The sequence below is a fragment of the Salinibacter sp. genome, assembly GCF_036626415.1.
Lineage (GTDB): Bacteria > Bacteroidota > Rhodothermia > Rhodothermales > Salinibacteraceae > Salinibacter.
Genome location: NZ_JAZKRW010000067.1, coordinates 1 through 16309, shown reverse-complemented (window position 1 = coordinate 16309; position 16309 = coordinate 1). Strand labels below are relative to the sequence as shown.

Annotated in this window: 17 protein-coding genes and 1 pseudogene; 10 read left to right on the top strand and 8 right to left on the bottom strand. The window is 63.7% G+C overall.

What is annotated here, in order from left to right:
* Positions 1–348, top strand: a 348-nt coding sequence (locus V5A20_RS08805) for a DUF4442 domain-containing protein (RefSeq protein ID WP_332327139.1), incomplete at its 5' end; no start/stop codon positions are given.
* Between the two features lies 1 nt (position 349).
* Here the strand turns inward: V5A20_RS08805 and V5A20_RS08800 are convergent.
* The 3 genes from V5A20_RS08800 to V5A20_RS08790 form a co-directional block, all read right to left on the bottom strand.
* The gene (locus V5A20_RS08800) at positions 350–1048 is read right to left on the bottom strand and encodes an SDR family oxidoreductase (protein WP_332316017.1); all 699 of its coding nucleotides are present in this window, start codon (positions 1046–1048) and stop codon (positions 350–352) included.
* Positions 1049–1162: 114 nt separating this feature from the next.
* A complete protein-coding gene (gene folE, locus V5A20_RS08795) occupies positions 1163–1765 on the bottom strand; it encodes a GTP cyclohydrolase I FolE (protein ID WP_442978391.1) in 603 nt (200 codons plus the stop codon).
* 107 nt (positions 1766–1872) lie between these two features.
* On the bottom strand, positions 1873–2286 hold the full coding sequence (locus V5A20_RS08790) for a 6-pyruvoyl trahydropterin synthase family protein (protein WP_332316019.1): 414 nt from the start codon (positions 2284–2286) through the stop codon (positions 1873–1875).
* Positions 2287–2563: 277 nt separating this feature from the next.
* Between V5A20_RS08790 and V5A20_RS08785 the strand changes: the two genes are divergently transcribed.
* The 5 genes from V5A20_RS08785 (at position 2564) to V5A20_RS08765 (ending at position 7317) form a co-directional block, all read left to right on the top strand.
* On the top strand, positions 2564–2908 hold the full coding sequence (locus V5A20_RS08785; RefSeq protein WP_332316020.1) for a histidine triad nucleotide-binding protein: 345 nt from the start codon (positions 2564–2566) through the stop codon (positions 2906–2908).
* Between the two features lie 106 nt (positions 2909–3014).
* Positions 3015–3620: a dephospho-CoA kinase gene (coaE, locus tag V5A20_RS08780; protein WP_332316021.1), complete on the top strand. Its 606-nt coding sequence runs from the start codon at positions 3015–3017 to the stop codon at positions 3618–3620.
* A gap of 520 nt (positions 3621–4140) precedes the next feature.
* Complete coding sequence (locus V5A20_RS08775) at positions 4141–4842, top strand: sensor histidine kinase (RefSeq protein WP_332316022.1); 702 nt, start codon at positions 4141–4143, stop codon at positions 4840–4842.
* Positions 4843–5038: 196 nt separating this feature from the next.
* On the top strand, positions 5039–5800 hold the full coding sequence (locus V5A20_RS08770; protein ID WP_332316023.1) for a response regulator transcription factor: 762 nt from the start codon (positions 5039–5041) through the stop codon (positions 5798–5800).
* 830 nt (positions 5801–6630) lie between these two features.
* Positions 6631–7317 carry a response regulator transcription factor gene (locus V5A20_RS08765; RefSeq protein ID WP_332316024.1) on the top strand — a complete coding sequence of 229 codons (687 nt, stop codon included), beginning with the start codon at positions 6631–6633 and terminating at the stop codon, positions 7315–7317.
* Between the two features lie 183 nt (positions 7318–7500).
* On the opposite strand, the gene V5A20_RS08760 is transcribed toward V5A20_RS08765, so the two are convergent.
* Positions 7501–8484 (bottom strand): PLP-dependent cysteine synthase family protein, encoded by a 984-nt coding sequence (locus V5A20_RS08760; protein ID WP_332316025.1) that lies wholly within the window; start codon positions 8482–8484, stop codon positions 7501–7503.
* A 663-nt stretch (positions 8485–9147) separates the two neighbouring features.
* On the opposite strand from V5A20_RS08760, the gene V5A20_RS08755 reads away from it, so the two are divergent.
* The 3 genes from V5A20_RS08755 (at position 9148) to V5A20_RS08745 (ending at position 11243) form a co-directional block, all read left to right on the top strand.
* The gene (locus V5A20_RS08755) at positions 9148–9603 is read left to right on the top strand and encodes a nuclear transport factor 2 family protein (protein WP_332316026.1); all 456 of its coding nucleotides are present in this window, start codon (positions 9148–9150) and stop codon (positions 9601–9603) included.
* 113 nt (positions 9604–9716) lie between these two features.
* Positions 9717–10064, top strand: a complete 348-nt coding sequence (locus tag V5A20_RS08750; protein ID WP_332327137.1) for a hypothetical protein — start codon at positions 9717–9719, stop codon at positions 10062–10064.
* A 504-nt stretch (positions 10065–10568) separates the two neighbouring features.
* Positions 10569–11243 (top strand): TetR/AcrR family transcriptional regulator, encoded by a 675-nt coding sequence (locus V5A20_RS08745; protein ID WP_332327136.1) that lies wholly within the window; start codon positions 10569–10571, stop codon positions 11241–11243.
* A gap of 413 nt (positions 11244–11656) precedes the next feature.
* Here V5A20_RS08745 and V5A20_RS08740 read toward each other — a convergent pair whose 3' ends face one another.
* The 3 genes from V5A20_RS08740 to V5A20_RS08730 all read right to left on the bottom strand — a co-directional run bounded on the left by V5A20_RS08740 (position 11657) and on the right by V5A20_RS08730 (position 14607).
* The gene (locus tag V5A20_RS08740; RefSeq protein WP_332316029.1) at positions 11657–12745 is read right to left on the bottom strand and encodes an AI-2E family transporter; all 1089 of its coding nucleotides are present in this window, start codon (positions 12743–12745) and stop codon (positions 11657–11659) included.
* A gap of 54 nt (positions 12746–12799) precedes the next feature.
* On the bottom strand, positions 12800–13861 hold the full coding sequence (locus V5A20_RS08735; RefSeq protein WP_332316030.1) for a DUF1028 domain-containing protein: 1062 nt from the start codon (positions 13859–13861) through the stop codon (positions 12800–12802).
* Positions 13862–14121: 260 nt separating this feature from the next.
* Complete coding sequence (locus tag V5A20_RS08730; RefSeq protein ID WP_332316031.1) at positions 14122–14607, bottom strand: CBS domain-containing protein; 486 nt, start codon at positions 14605–14607, stop codon at positions 14122–14124.
* A gap of 379 nt (positions 14608–14986) precedes the next feature.
* On the opposite strand from V5A20_RS08730, the gene nuoH reads away from it, so the two are divergent.
* Positions 14987–16024, top strand: a complete 1038-nt coding sequence (gene nuoH, locus V5A20_RS08725; protein ID WP_332316032.1) for an NADH-quinone oxidoreductase subunit NuoH — start codon at positions 14987–14989, stop codon at positions 16022–16024.
* 109 nt (positions 16025–16133) lie between these two features.
* Here the strand turns inward: nuoH and V5A20_RS14105 are convergent.
* Positions 16134–16309, bottom strand: a pseudogene (locus V5A20_RS14105) (HAD-IG family 5'-nucleotidase); the annotation flags it as partial.

Genomic DNA, 16309 nt, shown 5'->3' with positions numbered 1-16309 from the left:
CTCGACAACGAGCGGCGCCTGCGCAACCACCTCGGGGGGCTCCACGCCGCGGCGCTCGCGCTCCTCGCCGAGACGGCGTCGGGGCTCGTCGTGGCCCTCAACGTGCCGGACGGCTCCTCGCCCCTGCTGCGCACGATGGATGTATCGTTCGAGACCTTCGCGCGGGCCGCCGTCCAGGCGGAGGCGACCCTTACCGACGACGAATCCGCGCAAATTCGGTCGCGGCCCCTCGGGCAGATCGAGGTCGACGTGCGCCTCACGGAGCCCGGGGACGACACGACACTCGTGGCGGGCACAATGAAGTGGGCGTGGGTGCCTGAAGAGCGGCTCTCGGGGGACGACGCGTAACTCACACATCTCCCTCCTGCGGGCGGAGAAGCAACTCTTCGAGCACGGTGCGGTCGGAGAGGTGGTAGGCGTCCACGACGGACTGCGCCACGTCCGCCGGGGCCATGAGGCGCTCGCTCGGAATGTCGGCCCCCTCCCAGGTGGGCGTGTCGGTGGCGCCGGGCAGCACTGTCGTCACGCGGAGGCCCTCGTCTTTCGTTTCCTCGCGGACCGTACGAGCGAGGCCGCGGAGGCCGTGCTTGGCGGCGCAGTAGCCGGCATTGCCCGGGTACGCCATGAGAGAGGCCACCGACCCCATGAAGAAGAGGTGCCCGGCGCCCCGCTCGCGCATCGCAGGGAGAAACGCCGTCGTGACGGCGAAGGCGCTCGTAAGGTTGACGTCGATCTGGTCGCGGAAGCCGTCCACCGTGAGCTCGCTGACGGGGGCGTACTCAAACATGCCCGCGTTGTTGACGAGTACGTCCGGGGGCCCCCACTCGTCGTGCACCGCCGCTGCCATATCGGCCACCGCTCCGTCGTCGGTCACGTCCGCCGGCACCACGAGCGGGGTGCCTCCGTGCGCCCGGCAGGCGTCTGCGGTTCGCTCCAGGGTTGAGCGCGTGCGGGCCACGAGCGCCACCTTCGCGCCGTCGCGCTCGGAAAAGGCTTCCGCGATGGCCCGGCCGATGCCCTGGCTCGCGCCGGTAACAACTGCAATCATTCTCGACGTGCGGTTTTCGGATGTCGAATCGAATGAGGCGCCCGCACCGAACGGCCGCCGTGCATCTCGAGCACGACCACAACTCGGAACTCGCCGTTCATCATTCGCGATTGTTTACTCGGTGGCGCCGATGAGGCGCATAAACTCGGCCCGGGTGGCGTGCTCGTCGAACTCGCCGCTCACCGAGCTCGTGGTGGTCGCCGAGTTTTGCTTCTCGGCCCCTCGCATCATCATGCAAAGGTGCTTCGCCTCGATGACGACGGCCGTGCCCATAGGGTCAATGACCTCGTCGATGGCGTTCCGGATCTGGAGGGTCAGCCGCTCCTGCACCTGCAGGCGGCGGGCGAAGACCTCGACGGTCCTTGGGATCTTGCTAAGGCCCACAATCTTGTCGTCCGGAATGTAGGCCACGTGGGCCTTGCCGTAGAAGGGAAGCATGTGGTGCTCGCACATCGAGTACACCTCGATGTCCTTCACAAGAATCATCTCGTCGTAGGCCTCTTCGAAGACGGCCTGTCGGAGAATGTCCTTCGGGTCGAGGGCGTACCCGTGCATCAAGAACTGGTAAGCGCGGGCCACCCGTTCTGGGGTGTCGGCGAGGCCCTCTCGATCGGAGTCCTCGCCCAGAATCTCGAGGATGGCCTCGATGTGCTCGCTGAGCGCCTCGGACGTTTCCTCGTCGTAGATGTCGCGCCGCTCGTAGAGCTTCGGCGGCATGCCGTCGGCGGAGCCGTTGGTGCGGAGTCCGCTCGTTTCGATCTTTTTCTCGGCCATTGCAGAAAGGGAAGTGATGAAACAGCGAGTGGATGCGGCGGTCGGGGCGGCTACTCGCCCCGGTACTCCACGAAGTTGCGGGGGGTCTCGTACAGTCGTACGCAGTGGAGCTCCCCGCCAGGAAGTGCGTCGTCGATCTCGTTCCAGATGGCGATCGCAAAATTTTCGCTTGACGGAATGACCCCGTCCATGAAGTCCACTTCGAGGTTCAGGTTCTGGTGGTCCACCTTGTCGAGCACCCGGTCGTGGAGAATCTCCTTCAGGATGCCCAGGTCGACTACATATCCGGTCTCAGGGTCCGGCTCGCCGGCCACCGTCACCTCCAACTCGTAGTTGTGGCCGTGCCAGTTTGGGTTGTTGTCCTTCCCGTAGGTGGCCTCATTCCACGCGTCCGACTTCTCTGGGTTGTGAAGCCGATGAGCAGCATTGAAGTGAACCTTGCGGGTGATGTAAACCGTGGACATGTTGAAATCGGAGCATAGAGGCCAGGATGCAAAAGAGTACGTCTTGTACCGGCCACGAGGGCCGATGTTGTTCGGTGGAGACGAGCGGACGCATAGTTGTCAAGCTGTTCGCACATGAAACGGAAGCATCGCGGAAGGGGCGTTCCCGGGCGAGCGGGCCCTTGTGATTCGGCCGTCGCGTCCGCTATATTGTGATCGCAACCGTAATTGCAAAGACACGGCCTCTCAGTCGAAGGCCGTTCGCTCCATTCTGTTCACGGACTCGTGGATCCGTTCCATGTCCGAGAAAACCATTTTTCAGCGCATAATCGACGGCGAAGAAGACGCCGACATCGTCCACGAGGATGATCGATGTGTCGCCTTTCGGGACATCAACCCGGAGGCGCCCACGCACATCCTTATCGTTCCCCGCAAGCCCATCCCGTCGCTCGACGACCTCGATCCGGAGGACACGGACCTGGTGGGGCACCTGTTCGTGGTGGCCCGGGAGCTGGCCCAGGAGGAAGGACTGCGCGACGGCTACCGCACCGTCATCAACTGTGGAGACGACGGCGGGCAGTCGGTGTGGCACCTTCATCTCCATCTCCTCGGGGGGCGCCGCATGAACTGGCCTCCAGGATGATTGGCCGAGGGCGAGGCGCGAGTGTGGAAGGATGCGCCGCGGAAAAGAGCACTCGCCACCGCCCCTTCGACGTCCGCCCGGCGTTTGCCATTCACACATCGATGTTGTGACCACCTTGGGTGTCACGGGGGGCATCGGGAGCGGAAAAACGACCGTTTGTGGCTTCCTGGAAGAGCAGGGAGCCCGGGTCTTCTACGCCGACCTGGAAGCGAAGCGGCTCATGCAGGAGGATCCCGCCGTGCGGGCCGCCATCGTCGATGCGTTCGGGGCGGCGGCCTACCGGGACGACGACACCCTGAACCGGGCCTACTTGGCCGAGCAGGTCTTCGGGGAGGCTGCGCGGGTGAAGCGCCTGAATGCCATCGTGCATCCGCGTGTCTTTGACGCCTTCGAGGCGGCCAAGGAGCGGGCGGTGGACGAAGACGTATCCCTGCTCGTCCACGAAGCCGCACTTCTCTTCGAGGCGGGGGGCGACGCGCACGTCGACGTCACGGCCGCCGTGGTGGCCCCGAAGGCCGACCGCCTTGCGTGGGTGACGGCCCGAGACGACGCATCGCACGAGCAGGTACGAGACCGCATGCAGCATCAGCTTTCCCAGGACGAGCTTCGTAAACGAGCCGACCACGTGCTCGAAAATGACGGCACCCTCTCGGATCTGCGCCGGAAGAGCGTGGAGCTGTACTGGGCCATCTTGGAAGACCGCCAGGGATGAAAAAACGTCCCGCTCGTCCCCGAGAGAACGACAATTCGACCCACTGACCGTCTGTTTTGGGGCGGGGCCCGTACTCTGTGTCCGCCATGAGGAGCACGATCGACCCGATCGGGCTTGGTTAAGAGGGCATTATCCGAAAACTTGTATCTTGAAATCGAAAAGTTTACCCGGTACTTTACGTTAAAATGGAGTATAGCCAGTCGTCCCGAGGCGCTCAGGCGCAGAGACGGTAAGCTTTTTGGTGCTGGACCTCCGTCTGAGGCCTTGAAAAACGAAGGCAGGGGGGCTTTTCTTAGAAACTGGTCGGCTCAGAAGAGAGCCTTTGCCGAAAGAAGAGTGTCCTGCTCCGTGCGGGCACCTGTGGCACGTTGTTTTCAGGCATGACGACAGACGAGCGTCCCGTGCTCGTTCGGCAAGTAGGGGGAGAAGCGGTTGTGGCTCTGTTCCTACGGGGGGCGTGGGGCATGAGAGCGACCTCGCATAGGCTGTAGGCACTGATGGGTTTATTCCAGGGAGTACGATGAGTGACGATTCGAGACAGATCTCCGCTGTGCTGCATGAGTTGAAGAATCCCATTCTGGCCATCGAGCGTCTGTCCGACATCCTGCTTGAGAAAGATCAGCAGCTGTCCAGTGACGCCAAACGCAAGATTGAGTTGATCCACACGTCGGCCAAGGAAGCGTCCGGCTACCTTGAGGATCTGGATTTTTCCTCGCCGCCCGTCTTGGCCGACGACTTCTCCTTCGCCCCAGTCGACGTTTCGGCCCTGGCTGAGCAAGTGGTCGAAAGCTTTCAGCCACACGCCGAGTATAAAGATCAGACGCTGCGGCGGGCCGCGTTTGCCGACGAAGCGATGGTGATTGGGGACGATGTGCGGCTCCTCGAGGCCATGAAGAACATCATGAACAACGCCCTGAAGTACTCTCCCCGCGGGGAGACCATAGAGGTCCGCGTCCAAGAGACGAGAGACGAGGTGCGCTTTTCCGTATCGGACAGTGGGCCTGGGCTCAACGAGGACGACCTAGATCGGCTGTTCAAGCCGTTTCAACGTCTGGCCCAGCAGCCCACGGACGGAGAGGTGTCACTGGGGCTCGGGCTCTATCTCGTGAATGAGATCATCAGCCGTCACGACGGGGAGGTGGATGTCGAAACGGAGAAGGGGGAGGGAAGTACCTTCACCCTTATCCTTCCGTCGGCCTCCGTGTCCACGAATCATCAGTAGAATCATCCGTAGGGGCCCTATCCTCCCCTGGCGGACGTCCTAGCCCCTCATCTTGTTGATAGGGACGTGGGCGTGCACATGCCCGTGTGAACGATTTGCGTTTTAGAGAATTCTATAATCTTTGGCCGCAATAATCGGAACGGCCAGGCGCCAACAGTCCGTCCGCGTCATCTTTCTCATCGTCTTCTCACCCTACATGCCGGACCAGTCTACAACTCATATTCGGACATTCCTCGTCGACGACCATCCGGCGATCCTTGAGGCGATCCGCAACCGCATCGATGACACCCTCGACGTAGAGGTCTGTGGAATGGCGACCTCCTCGGACGAGGCCTTCCGGAAGATCGAAGAGCAGATGCCGGACACGGCCGTCATTGACATTTCCCTGGAGGATGCCCACGGCCTGGACCTCGTGCAAAACCTCCAGTCGCAGTGCCCGGAGGTGCAAATCGTGGTGTACTCGATGTACGACGAAATGGTCTACGCGGAGCGGGCCATCCAGGCCGGCGCTTCCGGCTACCTGATGAAGGATCAGCCCACCGAGGACCTTATTGAAGCGATCCGGGTGGTGAACGAAGAGGAGGTGTTTCTGAGCCGGAAAATGGCCTCGCAGATTTTGAACAAGGTGGCCCGCGGGGAGTCTTCGGAGCCCAGTTTCCCAATTGAGGAGTTCACCGACCGGGAGCTGGCGGTCTTTCAGATGCTCGGGGAGGGGTGCAGCATCGAAGAGATCCAGGATCGGCTCAACCTGGCGCGAAAGACCGTAGAGACGTACCGGCGGCGGGCGAAGGAAAAGCTCGGGTTTGATTCTGTATCGAAGCTGCTTCAGTTCGCGGTCCAGTGGGCCTCCGCTCCGGGAGCAGGAAAGAAGGTGTCGGGAATGCCCGACGGAGATGTGGAGGGGTCGGCCGACGAGAAGGCATCGGGCGAGGCCAGTGACGAAGAGGCCGACGGGTAGTGCTCCTGGCGACCGGTCGGCATGTTCTGTGAAGAGAAAAAACCGATGGCGGTCCCGAGTCAGTGAGGGAGCGTGTTGCCCCAAATACCCACCGAAAGCGCAAGCCCCCACTTTGACCCGTGTCTCAAGACGCTGAGCGGCCTTGACGGGAGGTCCCCTGCCGCTGACACCTGAGCTTCTCTTGAGAGGCGATCATCGCCCCTGTAAACGTCCACCCTCGCGTTCCGGACCAGCACGGGACAGAGCCAGCACAGCCACCGAAACTGCTGCGACCGAAATCTGCGAAGGGTCTGGTGCCATCTTTTGGTCTTATGTGATCCATCGGAGCACGTCAGAACAATCTCATTTTCCGGTGGGCATCTGCGCCAATGTGGTAGACGGCAGGGGCGAATATTCCCGTAGTTACGGACATGCTGAATGTCCCCAGCCAAGAACATGCCGACTGGCTGAGCCTTTGGGCCGTGTCGTGCCAAGAACGGTTTCCATCGGATGAGCAGGGACGCCCGGGACAGGACGCCCTGTTTGATTTATGGCAAACAAAGCGCACCTTCGGGGCAGTTTGCTCGGGTGTCTTGAGGCTGTGACATGAGGGTCCCTGTTATCCCGTGCGAGTTGCTCTGGGCGAGACATGTATGGAAGGCGTGCAACGCGAACAGGGGGTACGTAAACAAATGTTGGTGACGCGGAAGACCATTGCCGGCCTTGCCTCCAGTGAGGTGGGATTTTTGCATTCCATCGGGCTTTGCGGGCTTCCGTCGTTCCAGTGTGGAGTCGCCGAGGCCCTGAGCAACCCCAAGATCTCTACCTAATCAGCCCCCAACTTCAAGCGAATGAGCTCCGAAGCGGTTCGCGACAAGACGCAGATTGTCGTCGTCGACAAGCATCCGGCCATCCGGGAAGTCTTGCGGTCGAAGATCGAAGACCACCCCGAGATGGAGATGGGGGCGGAATCTGCGAACTCGGAGGAGGCCCTTGCCCTCGTCGAGCAGCACGATCCCGACGTGGTGGTGCTGGAGATCTCACTGGGCGATGCCGATGGGCTGACGCTCATTCAAGACATACGCTCGGAGATGCCGGAGGTGCGCATTCTCGTTTTCTCGAAGTACAACGAGGATCTATACGCGGAGCGTGCCGTCGAGGCGGGGGCGTCCGGCTATGTCATGAAGACGAAGTCAACGGACGAAGTGATGCGTGCCATCGAGCTTGTGAGTGAGGGGCAGGTGTTCCTGAGTCGACACGTGTCTTCCCGCATCTTGAGCCGACTGGTGCGCGGCGGGGACGCGGAAACGACTCCCTTAGAACAACTCACGGACCGCGAGCTGACGGTCTTCCGAAAAATCGGGGAGGGCTACAGCGTGCGCCAGATCGCCGACCAGCTCGACTTGAACCGAAAGACGATCGAGACGTACCGGCGGCGAGCGAAAGAAAAGCTCGGCCATGAGACGGTGGAGGACCTGCTGCGGCGCGCTGTGCAGTGGGTGGAGCAGGGGACGCGTGATCAGGTGGACACGGAATAGCGTTCGGGGCGGACCCCGTTTCCGTATGCCAATTTCCGGGGCGCGGCGTTCACGGATCTTCGGCCGGCAACGCGTTGCTCGTCGGCCTGTGCCCCACCGCGAACAGGCGGGAGAGGAGGCTCCTCGTGGCACCCTTTTGACAGTCAAGCCCGTAGGCTTTCTGAGGGAGGGTCGAGCAGGAGGCTATACGTCGAACAGCGTGTCGAAGTACTGTTCGCCGCCGTCACACACGATCATGACGATCGTTGCGTCCGGCTGCGCTGCGTGGATGTCTCGGGCCACAGAGAGGGCAGCGGCGGCACTTGGCCCGATCGGGAACCCGTGGTTCTGGGCCGCGTCACGGGCCTGTCGGAACGCCTCTCCGTCGGGCACGTCGCGCATCTCGTCCACGTAGTCGAACCACATGGTGGGCAGTTCGCCGCCCTTGCCCAGGCCCTCCACAGACGTGTCGTAGGGGACGGGGTCAGCGCCGTAGAACGAGGTGGAGATGTTGGAGTCTTTGGCGTCAACGCCCACGACGGTCACCTCGCGGCCCACCTCTTCGGCCTTCTCCTGGACGAAGCGTGCACTTCCGCTGAGAAGTCCGCCCGTGCCCATGGCACTGACGAGGTGCGTCATCTCCGCGCCGGCCTGTGCCCAGATCTCCGGGCCCGTCCACCGGTAGTGAACGCCGGGGTTGCCCTGGTTGTGGTACTGGTCGACGAGGAACGCCCCCGTGTCCTCGGCGATGCGCTGGGCCACCGCCCGGTAGTGCTCCGGGTGGTCCGAATCCACGTCCGGGCAGGTGCACACCTCCGCCCCGAACGCCTTCATGTAGCCGATCTTGTGGGGGCTCGTGCCCTCCGGGCACGTGAGCGTGCAGGGAAGGCCCAGCCGGTTGGAGACGAGGGCCACGGCACCCGCCGTGTTTCCGGAGCTGGCCTCCACGACGCGGTCAACGTCTCCCTCCTGAAGGGCGTCCGTGAGAATGCCCATGGCGATCCGGTCCTTCATCGAGCGAGTCGGGTTCGCCGATTCCATCTTGCAGAGCAGCCGCCCGTCGTCCACTCCGGGGTACGAAAGCATGGGAGTGCCTCCGATCTGGCCGAGAATGGGATCCTCGGTGGGAAATGGAGACGGCGGCAGGGTGCCGCGCTGCGTGGAGCGAAGCGTCGCGTCGGTCGGCATGAGGCAAGCAAAAACGGGCAGGAAGGTTACGAGACACTGCGAATTGGACCGGTCGGCACCCTTCGTGTTCGGCGATCGGTCGGATTTTGGGAGGCATTTGACCGCCACGATGGGTTCTGTGCCTCCGCGCTCTGACTGCAGGAATGGTCACGGTGTGCCCGAGTCCGAGGATGAGTACCGGAATCGAGGGCAGATGGCAACATGACGGAGAACAAGAAGTGCGACGGGGCTCTCTGGCCGGCTCGCGATCCTCGTGGCGAGAGCAGTCTGGGACGGCCGTTCGGTCCCAAGTAAGACAGGCGAGAAGAGAGACGATGTGTCAATCGGCAAATCAAATTGAGGGCAGACACCAGCACGAAGAAGCAACAGCGTGGTCTGGGAAATGCCGCTCAACCGCGACGCCGACTCAGAGGAGACTTCGTTGACGGTTCGTTAACGGCTCTGACCTCGACCTCCGAGGGAACGTCGTCGTAGGCCCACGGACCTCGGCGAAACAAAATAAAGATGCGATGAGGAAAACATTCTTTTGACGGAACGTCAAAACACTGCAGACTTGACAGTGTGTCAAAAAGTGCGCCATCCAGAATGGTGCCGGCATCGAGGGGTTGTTCTGGGGGCGCTGCGACCAGTGTAGATGCTTTTTTCAGGTCGAGGCAAACGATCATGTACCACGCCTTCGTGAAGCGGATTGCCCGTGACGCGTTCGGGGAACTCTCGGACCGGAACCTGGAGCCGCTACTCGAGCGGTGTGCCGCCGATGTACGGCACACCTTCGCGGGAGACCATGCTCTCGGCGGCGTGCGGCACTCCCGTGCGGCCTTCCGGTCGTGGCTCGAACGTCTCTACCGGCTGTTTCCTGAGCTGCGGTTTCACATCCGGGACATCCTGGTTGCGGGGCCGCCCTGGAACACCCGCCTCGCGATCGCCTGGACGGACCGGGGCGTGGCGGCCGACGGCGTGAACTACGAGAACGAAGGTGTTCATCTACTCCGCCTTCAGTGGGGGCGTCTCGTGGCGCTGGAGGCCCAGCTCGACACCCAGCACCTGGAACGCACGCTCGACCGAATGGCGGCGGCCGGCATCGACGAGGCCGCCGCCGATCCCATCGAGGACTCGTAACTGAATGTTCTTCCGCCATGCCCCTCCGTAGAAAAATTGCCGCGACGCTCTACGGCGTCAATTCCGTTGTCAGTGTCGCCCTCGGAAGCGTGTACCTGTTCCGTGGCTCATTCATGCCTTACCACGCCGATGCGCTCGGGCGCCGGTGGGCCGAGGTGGAGCCCGCCCTCCAGACGTTGTTGGGGGCGCTGATGGATGTTGCGGGAGCGGGCTGGATTGGCATCGGCGTGGCAACGCTCGTCCTGGTCGCCGTCCCGATGCGTCGCGGAAAGCGGTGGGGGCGACTGTTGATTCCGGTGTTGTTTTTGATCTTCTACGTCCCGACCCTGCTCGCCACGCTTGCGGTGCTGAACGGAACGCCCGCTACGCCCCCGTGGTACGGGAATGCTATTGCGTGCATCGCCACGATCGGGGGGACGTTGACCGACGCGCCGTGGCGTTCACTCCCCGAGACCGACTGAGCACCGAAGACGCCGAAACCAGAACGGTCGCCGGTCTGGACGGCTGCACCTGAGCTTGTTGACAAATCGTCAACCACCCATTCTCCTCGTTCCTTCCGGCCTCTCGGGGTCGAGGAGCCCGGCATCGCGCTTGGCCGGAACGCACGGGCCGCCGCCGGTCCGAGTGGGTGTAAGGCGTTTATCTTGCGGAATGCCCGGCTCTGAGCACTCTTGTTATCACGCGTTATCAAAACGTCAACGGGCGACGGTGTGTCAAGAAGCCCTCTTTTTCCTGTCCCGTTCCGAGGGCGGGTCTCGGCGAGCGGAGCTCCACGGGTGTGTTCCACCGTGCGTAGGACGCCGGGCGTCGACGCGGACATGGAACCCACCTCCGGGTCTCCTAGATCGAGGACATCGAGTACCGCGGTTGCTCGGCCGACCCCGGCCCGAACGCATTCCGAGAACACTACGGGGTTGACAGCGTGTCAGTGGCGTACGTTATCAAATTCAGTCCCGCCCATTCCGATGTCGATTCAGAAGCGCAAGCGCGAAGAGAAAGAACAGCGACGTGGCACCATCGTCGACGCCGCCGAGGTCGTCCTCGCGGAGACGGGGCGTGACGACATGACCATGGCCGACATCGCGGAGGAGGCCCGCCTCAGCCGGAGCCTGCTCTATGTCTACTTCGAGGACATGAACGACATCGTGCTTGCGGTAACGCTCCGAGGCTTCCGGTCGATGCGGACGCGTTTCGAGGCCGCCGTGGCCGAGTACGACACGGGGCTGCGCCAGCTCCGGGGGATCGGCGACGCGTACGTTGACTTTGCCCGAGACGAGCCGACGTATTTTGCCCTCGTAGCGGAGTTCGAGTCCCGCACGGCCAACCCCGAAGACGCCTCCGAGCGCATGCGCCGGTGCCTCGCGGAGGCGGACCGGGGGCTCGGGGCGATGGCCGAGGCCATTCGGAATGGCATCGGGGACGGGTCCGTGCGGTCGGACCTCGATCCGGTGCAGACCGCCATGACGCTCTGGGGGAGCACCCACGGCCTCATTCAACTCGCCGCGAACAAGGGCGAGGGCCTGAGGCAGCGGTACGACCTCGCCCCGGAGTCCCTCGTGGCAAGTGGACTCGACTTCCTCGGCGTTGCCCTGGCCGGAGACCCAGTGAGTGGACCGCCCGACGACGGGGCGGACGGGTAGAAAAAACGAACACCGAGCACGGGCGGCTCGTCGGCCTGATGGCATTAACGGTATGTCAAAAATACACTCCGGTTGACGTTTCGTCATCACTCGTGGACGAAGGTAAATCTACGCCTCAGAGGGCTTTATTAGCATATTGTTATTAAGTAACTTAAAATCAAAAGACTACATAGTGTCTCAGGTTTCCCCCGCCCGTCATCTCCCGGCCCGTACTGGCCGGGGTGGCCCTTCCTCCCAGGAACGAGCGCTGCCCCCCGAGGCAGCCGTGCGGCCCTGGCCCCGACGGGAGGCGGGACCCGTCGGAAATTGACCTTGGAGACGCCCATCCATTTCTCCACCACGGCCCCGTCGACGTCGAGGGCTCTGCACCGGGAAGGTTGGGGTGCACGACGGGGAGGAGCGATCGGGACGGCTCAGCCGGTCGTTCCTGGAGTGGGCGCGTCACCGCTGTCGCTCGCAACGTGGGCGTACTCCTGCCCAAACATTTCCCAGACTGTGAGGAAGAGGGCTCCGATAATGGGGCCGATCACGACGCCGGAGAGGCCGAAGGCAGCAAGCCCGCCGAGCGTGGTGATGAGGACCAAGTAGTCAGGCATCTCCGTGTCGCGGCCCACCAGAATGGGGCGCAGTACATTGTCGGCGAGGCCGATGATGACGGTGCCGAAGACGAGAAGAAGGAGCCCATCGGACAGGCGACCCGTGGCGATAAGAAGGGCGGCGGCCGGAACCCATACCAGGGCCGCCCCCACGGCCGGCAGAAACGACAGCACGGCCATCACCACGCCCCAGAGCGCCGCGGCCTCGATGCCCAGAATCCAGAAGATGAGGCCGCCGAGAAGGCCCTGCACGAGGCCGATCACGATCGTGCCCTTGATCGTGGCGCGCGAGACCTCGGCGAACTTCTGAAAGAGGCGTCGCTCGCGGGCGTCCCCGATCGGCAGCCCCCCGACGATCCGCTCCAGGAGTCGGGCGCCGTCCCGGAGGAAGAAAAACAGCAGGTACAGCGTCAGAAAGAAGAGCCCCGTGCCGCGGAGGGCGTTTTGGCCGAACGCGACCACGTTCGTGGCCAGAAACTGGCTGACGCCGAGGGCCGCGTCCGACAGTTGGGCCTGAAGGTCCTGCAGGCTCACCCCAAACTGCTCCAGCAGCCCGGCGACGGCCGGCAGCATGTCCCGGAGGTCCTGGGCCGTCATCGGGAGGGTCGTCTGGCCGGTGGACAGGCGCCGGTACACCGAGGAGGCCTCCGAGGCGACCAGCAGCCCGACGAGCAGAAGCGGCACAATGACGATGAGAACGATGGTCGCGATGGTGCCCACCGAGGCCAGCCCCGAGCGGCCCCGTAGCCGCCGCTCCCACCACTGAAAGGTGGGGTAGAAGAGCGTCGCCAGCACGACGGCCCAGAAGATGGGTTTGAAGAACGGCCCGATCAGCCACAGGAACGCGATGGTCACCATCAGCAGGAGGCCCAGGAAGAAGCCACGCTGCAGACGTTGTTCGTACATGGCTACGTGTGCCGGAGGGGAGGGCGCGAACCGAGCCGGGGACGCCGGGACGAATCATTGCTCCTCCGTCATCGCCTCCACGAGGCGCTGGGCCAGGTCCTCGGTCTGTAGCAGCCCGGCGTCGGGGAGCCGGGGGACGAGCCGCGTCCAGTCCTCGTGCTGCCGGTAGGCGCGGCGGAGGTACGGGATCGCGTCGTCGACGCGGCCCTGGTCGGCGAGCGTGATGCCGACCCAGAAGGGCGCCTCGCCGTTCGTTGCGGAGTCGGGGACGATGTCCATCGCCCGGCGGTAGCTCTGCATCGCCGCGTCGATGTCCCCCGCCGTGACGGCTGCGTCGCCCTCGTTGAGCGCGCGGTAGGCCCGCTGCATGCGTGTCAGCCGCGTCAGCTCCTGCACCGGCGTGGCGTGGTCCTGGATGCGTAGGTCGAAGAGGCGGTCATTCCAAGACTGTCCGGTGGCCGAATCTCGCACCACCAGCAGGGCGGCCGACTGCTTGCCACGGATGTCGCCCCCTGCGTTCTGTGCCGCGGCGAGCGCCGCCAGGAGCCGCGAGGCCAGGTCGCCGTCGGCCGACTCGTACGCCTCCGCCATGGCGGGCCACACGTCGTCGTTCGCCATCATGTTGGCCTGCACCGAGTACTGCGCGCCGGTGTGGTGCCCCGTGGCCGCGATAGCATTGTCGCCGGTATGGGCCGCCACGTTTCCGTTGGCGTCCACCATCGCCACCTGCCGCACGGCGCGCCCGTCGTCGGTCGTGACGAGTGCCTTCAGCGCGTCCTCCGCGGTGCGGCCGTGCTGCATCAGTTCCAGGCCGAGCGGGCCGTAGCGCGGGTCGACGAACGACTGGGTGGCCACGGCGCCGACGCCGGGCTTCGCCCACGGCACGATGGAGCCGACGCTGAACCAGTGCGACTGCACGGCCACCCCCAGCTGGCCAGTCGCCGAGTCGCGCGCCACGATCGAGTAGGTGGCCACGGGGCGACGCGTCGACAGGGCCTCCGGGGCGTCGTCGGCGCGCCGATCGGTCGGCGACGACGCCTGCTGGGCGGCGGCGGGCAGGGCAACGACGAGTGCGAGGAGTGCGAAGAACGGAGTGCGGACGCAGAACGTGAGCATCGGGCGGGGGCGAGCGGTGTGGGGACGTTTGACACCGGCCAGGATAAGGAGGCGCTTCCGCAATCGCCACTGGCCCGGAACGAACGGCGGACGTCCGCCGAGAGCCTCGATGGCAAGATGCCGTTCTTCGGGCCGCGGCGCCCGGCGTCGTTGAGAATCGGACGGGGGGAGGCCGCGTCCGGTACGAGGATCCGCAGCAATTTCGGGCTGCCCCGGTCAGAGAGCAGGGGCGTGCGCCCGTCTGGCCCCTCCACAACCCCTTACATCTTCGGGTACTGGCCGGTGACGTAATTCACGAGCTGCATGGCGCCTGACTGGGCCGACTCCGCAATCTGCTCCGCGCAGTCCCGCATCGAGATAATGTCGGTGAGGGTGCCGTTCTCGTCCACCACCGGGAGGTGACGACACTCTAGGTCGGTCATCCGGTCGAGGCACTCTTCGAGCTGATCGTCCTTGCGGGCGGTGGCCACCTCGCTCGTCATGACCTCCTGGACCTTGGTCTCCGGCGACGATCGGCCCTTCAGGGCAATGTCGCGCATGTAATCCCGCTCGGTGAAGATGCCCACGATTTCGTCGTCGCTCATCACGACGATCGACCCGATGTCCCGATCCACCATGGCGTCGATGCAGTCGTAGACGGTGTCGGAGGGAGCGGCCGTAAGAACGTCGCCCTTCTTTTTCAGCGTGCCCTTCGTGCGCAGAACGTCCCGGACCCGGGTGTCAACAAGCTCTTCGTGGTCGGTCATTGTAGAAAAAAAGCAAGGTGAGAAGTGATGCGCGAGAACCCCGCAGGTGGGCCGTGTTCAAAAAGAAACACGACAACATGCACCCATTCGCATCCCCTTCTTAGACCGTTCCTGTGCTGGTCGATATATAACGTGCTTGGGACACCTTGATGGGGGAGGGGCACTGTAGACCCCCATTCCCGTCTCCACGTCCCGGGGGCCTTCAACGGAGCGGGCCCGCGGAGAACGCCGTGAACTCTCCCCAAAAATGACGTCGTTTGCGCGGCAATCCTGCGCGACGGATTGCCCGATCGCTTGCGCCCGTCGCTGGCAACGAGTACGTTTGACACGCTGAAGCTTTGCCCTCTCCCTACGTCCTTCCGAAGTCAACTGCGCGGACATGATTCCTTCAATGGTTTGGACGGCCCTGGGCGCCTTCCTCGTCATCAACGCGATGCTGCTCTCGGCGTCGCTACTGGTGTTTGCGGAGCGGCGCGTGTCGGCCTTCATCCAGAACCGCCCGGGCCCGAACCGGGTGGGGCCCCTCGGCCTCCTGCAGCCGTTTGCCGACGTGCTCAAGTTCGTGCTGAAGGAGGACGTGCAGCCCGCGCAGTCGAACAAGTTCATCCACTCGATGGCGCCGGTGGTCATGGTCGTCATCGCCATGACCACTGCGGCGCTCATTCCGTTCGCTGAGGGGGTTGCGGTGACGGACCTTGACGTGGGGGTCATCATGCTGCTGGCGCTCACCTCCATCAGTGTCTACGGGGTCACCCTCGCCGGGTGGAGCTCCAACAGCAAGTTCTCACTGCTCGGGGGGCTGCGGTCGGCGGCGCAAATGGTGTCCTACGAGCTGTCGATGGGCCTGGCGGTGATCTCCGTCGTGCTCATTGCCGGGTCACTCAACTTCATGGAGATCGTGGAGCACCAAAACTCGGGCGGCGCCCTGCTGGGCTGGAACGCGGTGCGCAACCCCATCGGATGTCTCATCTTCATCGTGACCGCGTTCGCCGAGACGAACCGGGCGCCCTTCGACCTGCCGGAAGCAGAAGAGGAGCTGGTGGCGGGCTACCATACCGAGTACAGCGGCATGAAATTCGGCATGTTCTTCCTCGCCGAATACGTCAATTGGTTCGTGGCCTCCTTCTTCATTGTCACCCTCTTCTTTGGGGGCTACCTGGTGCCGTTTGAGCCGCAACTCATTGCCCTGTTTCCGGCGCTGGACGGGTCGACCCTGCTTGCCCTGCTCCAGTTTGGGAGCCTGATGCTGAAGGTGGGCTTCTTCGCCTTCCTCTTCATTTGGGTGCGCTGGACCTTCCCGCGCTTCAAGTACAACCAGCTCATGCAGGTGGGCTGGAAGTACCTGCTCCCGATCTCGCTGGCGAACGCGGTCCTGATCGCCCTCGGCGTCGTGCTCTTCCGGGCCGTCGGGCTGTAGGGTGCTGAGGGGAAGGTTGACGGATGTTCGAGAATGGGGGAGGCGGGCTAGAGTGAACGTGTCTCCCGGGCCCCCTTCCTCCCCACCCGCCGTGGCCCCCGCTTAGGCGCTACCCGTGTTCGGAGGCGGTTGTCTCGTCCCACTCGTAGCCGGAGGTGAGCGACTCGTACTGCGGGTCCCGCTCGGCGGCCTCGTCGTGGGGGAGGCTGCCGCGGTGGGAGCGCAGGTAGGTGAAGGGGGTGTGGTGGAGGAAGTTGGAGACGCGCCCGGTGTAGACGTCGGCGT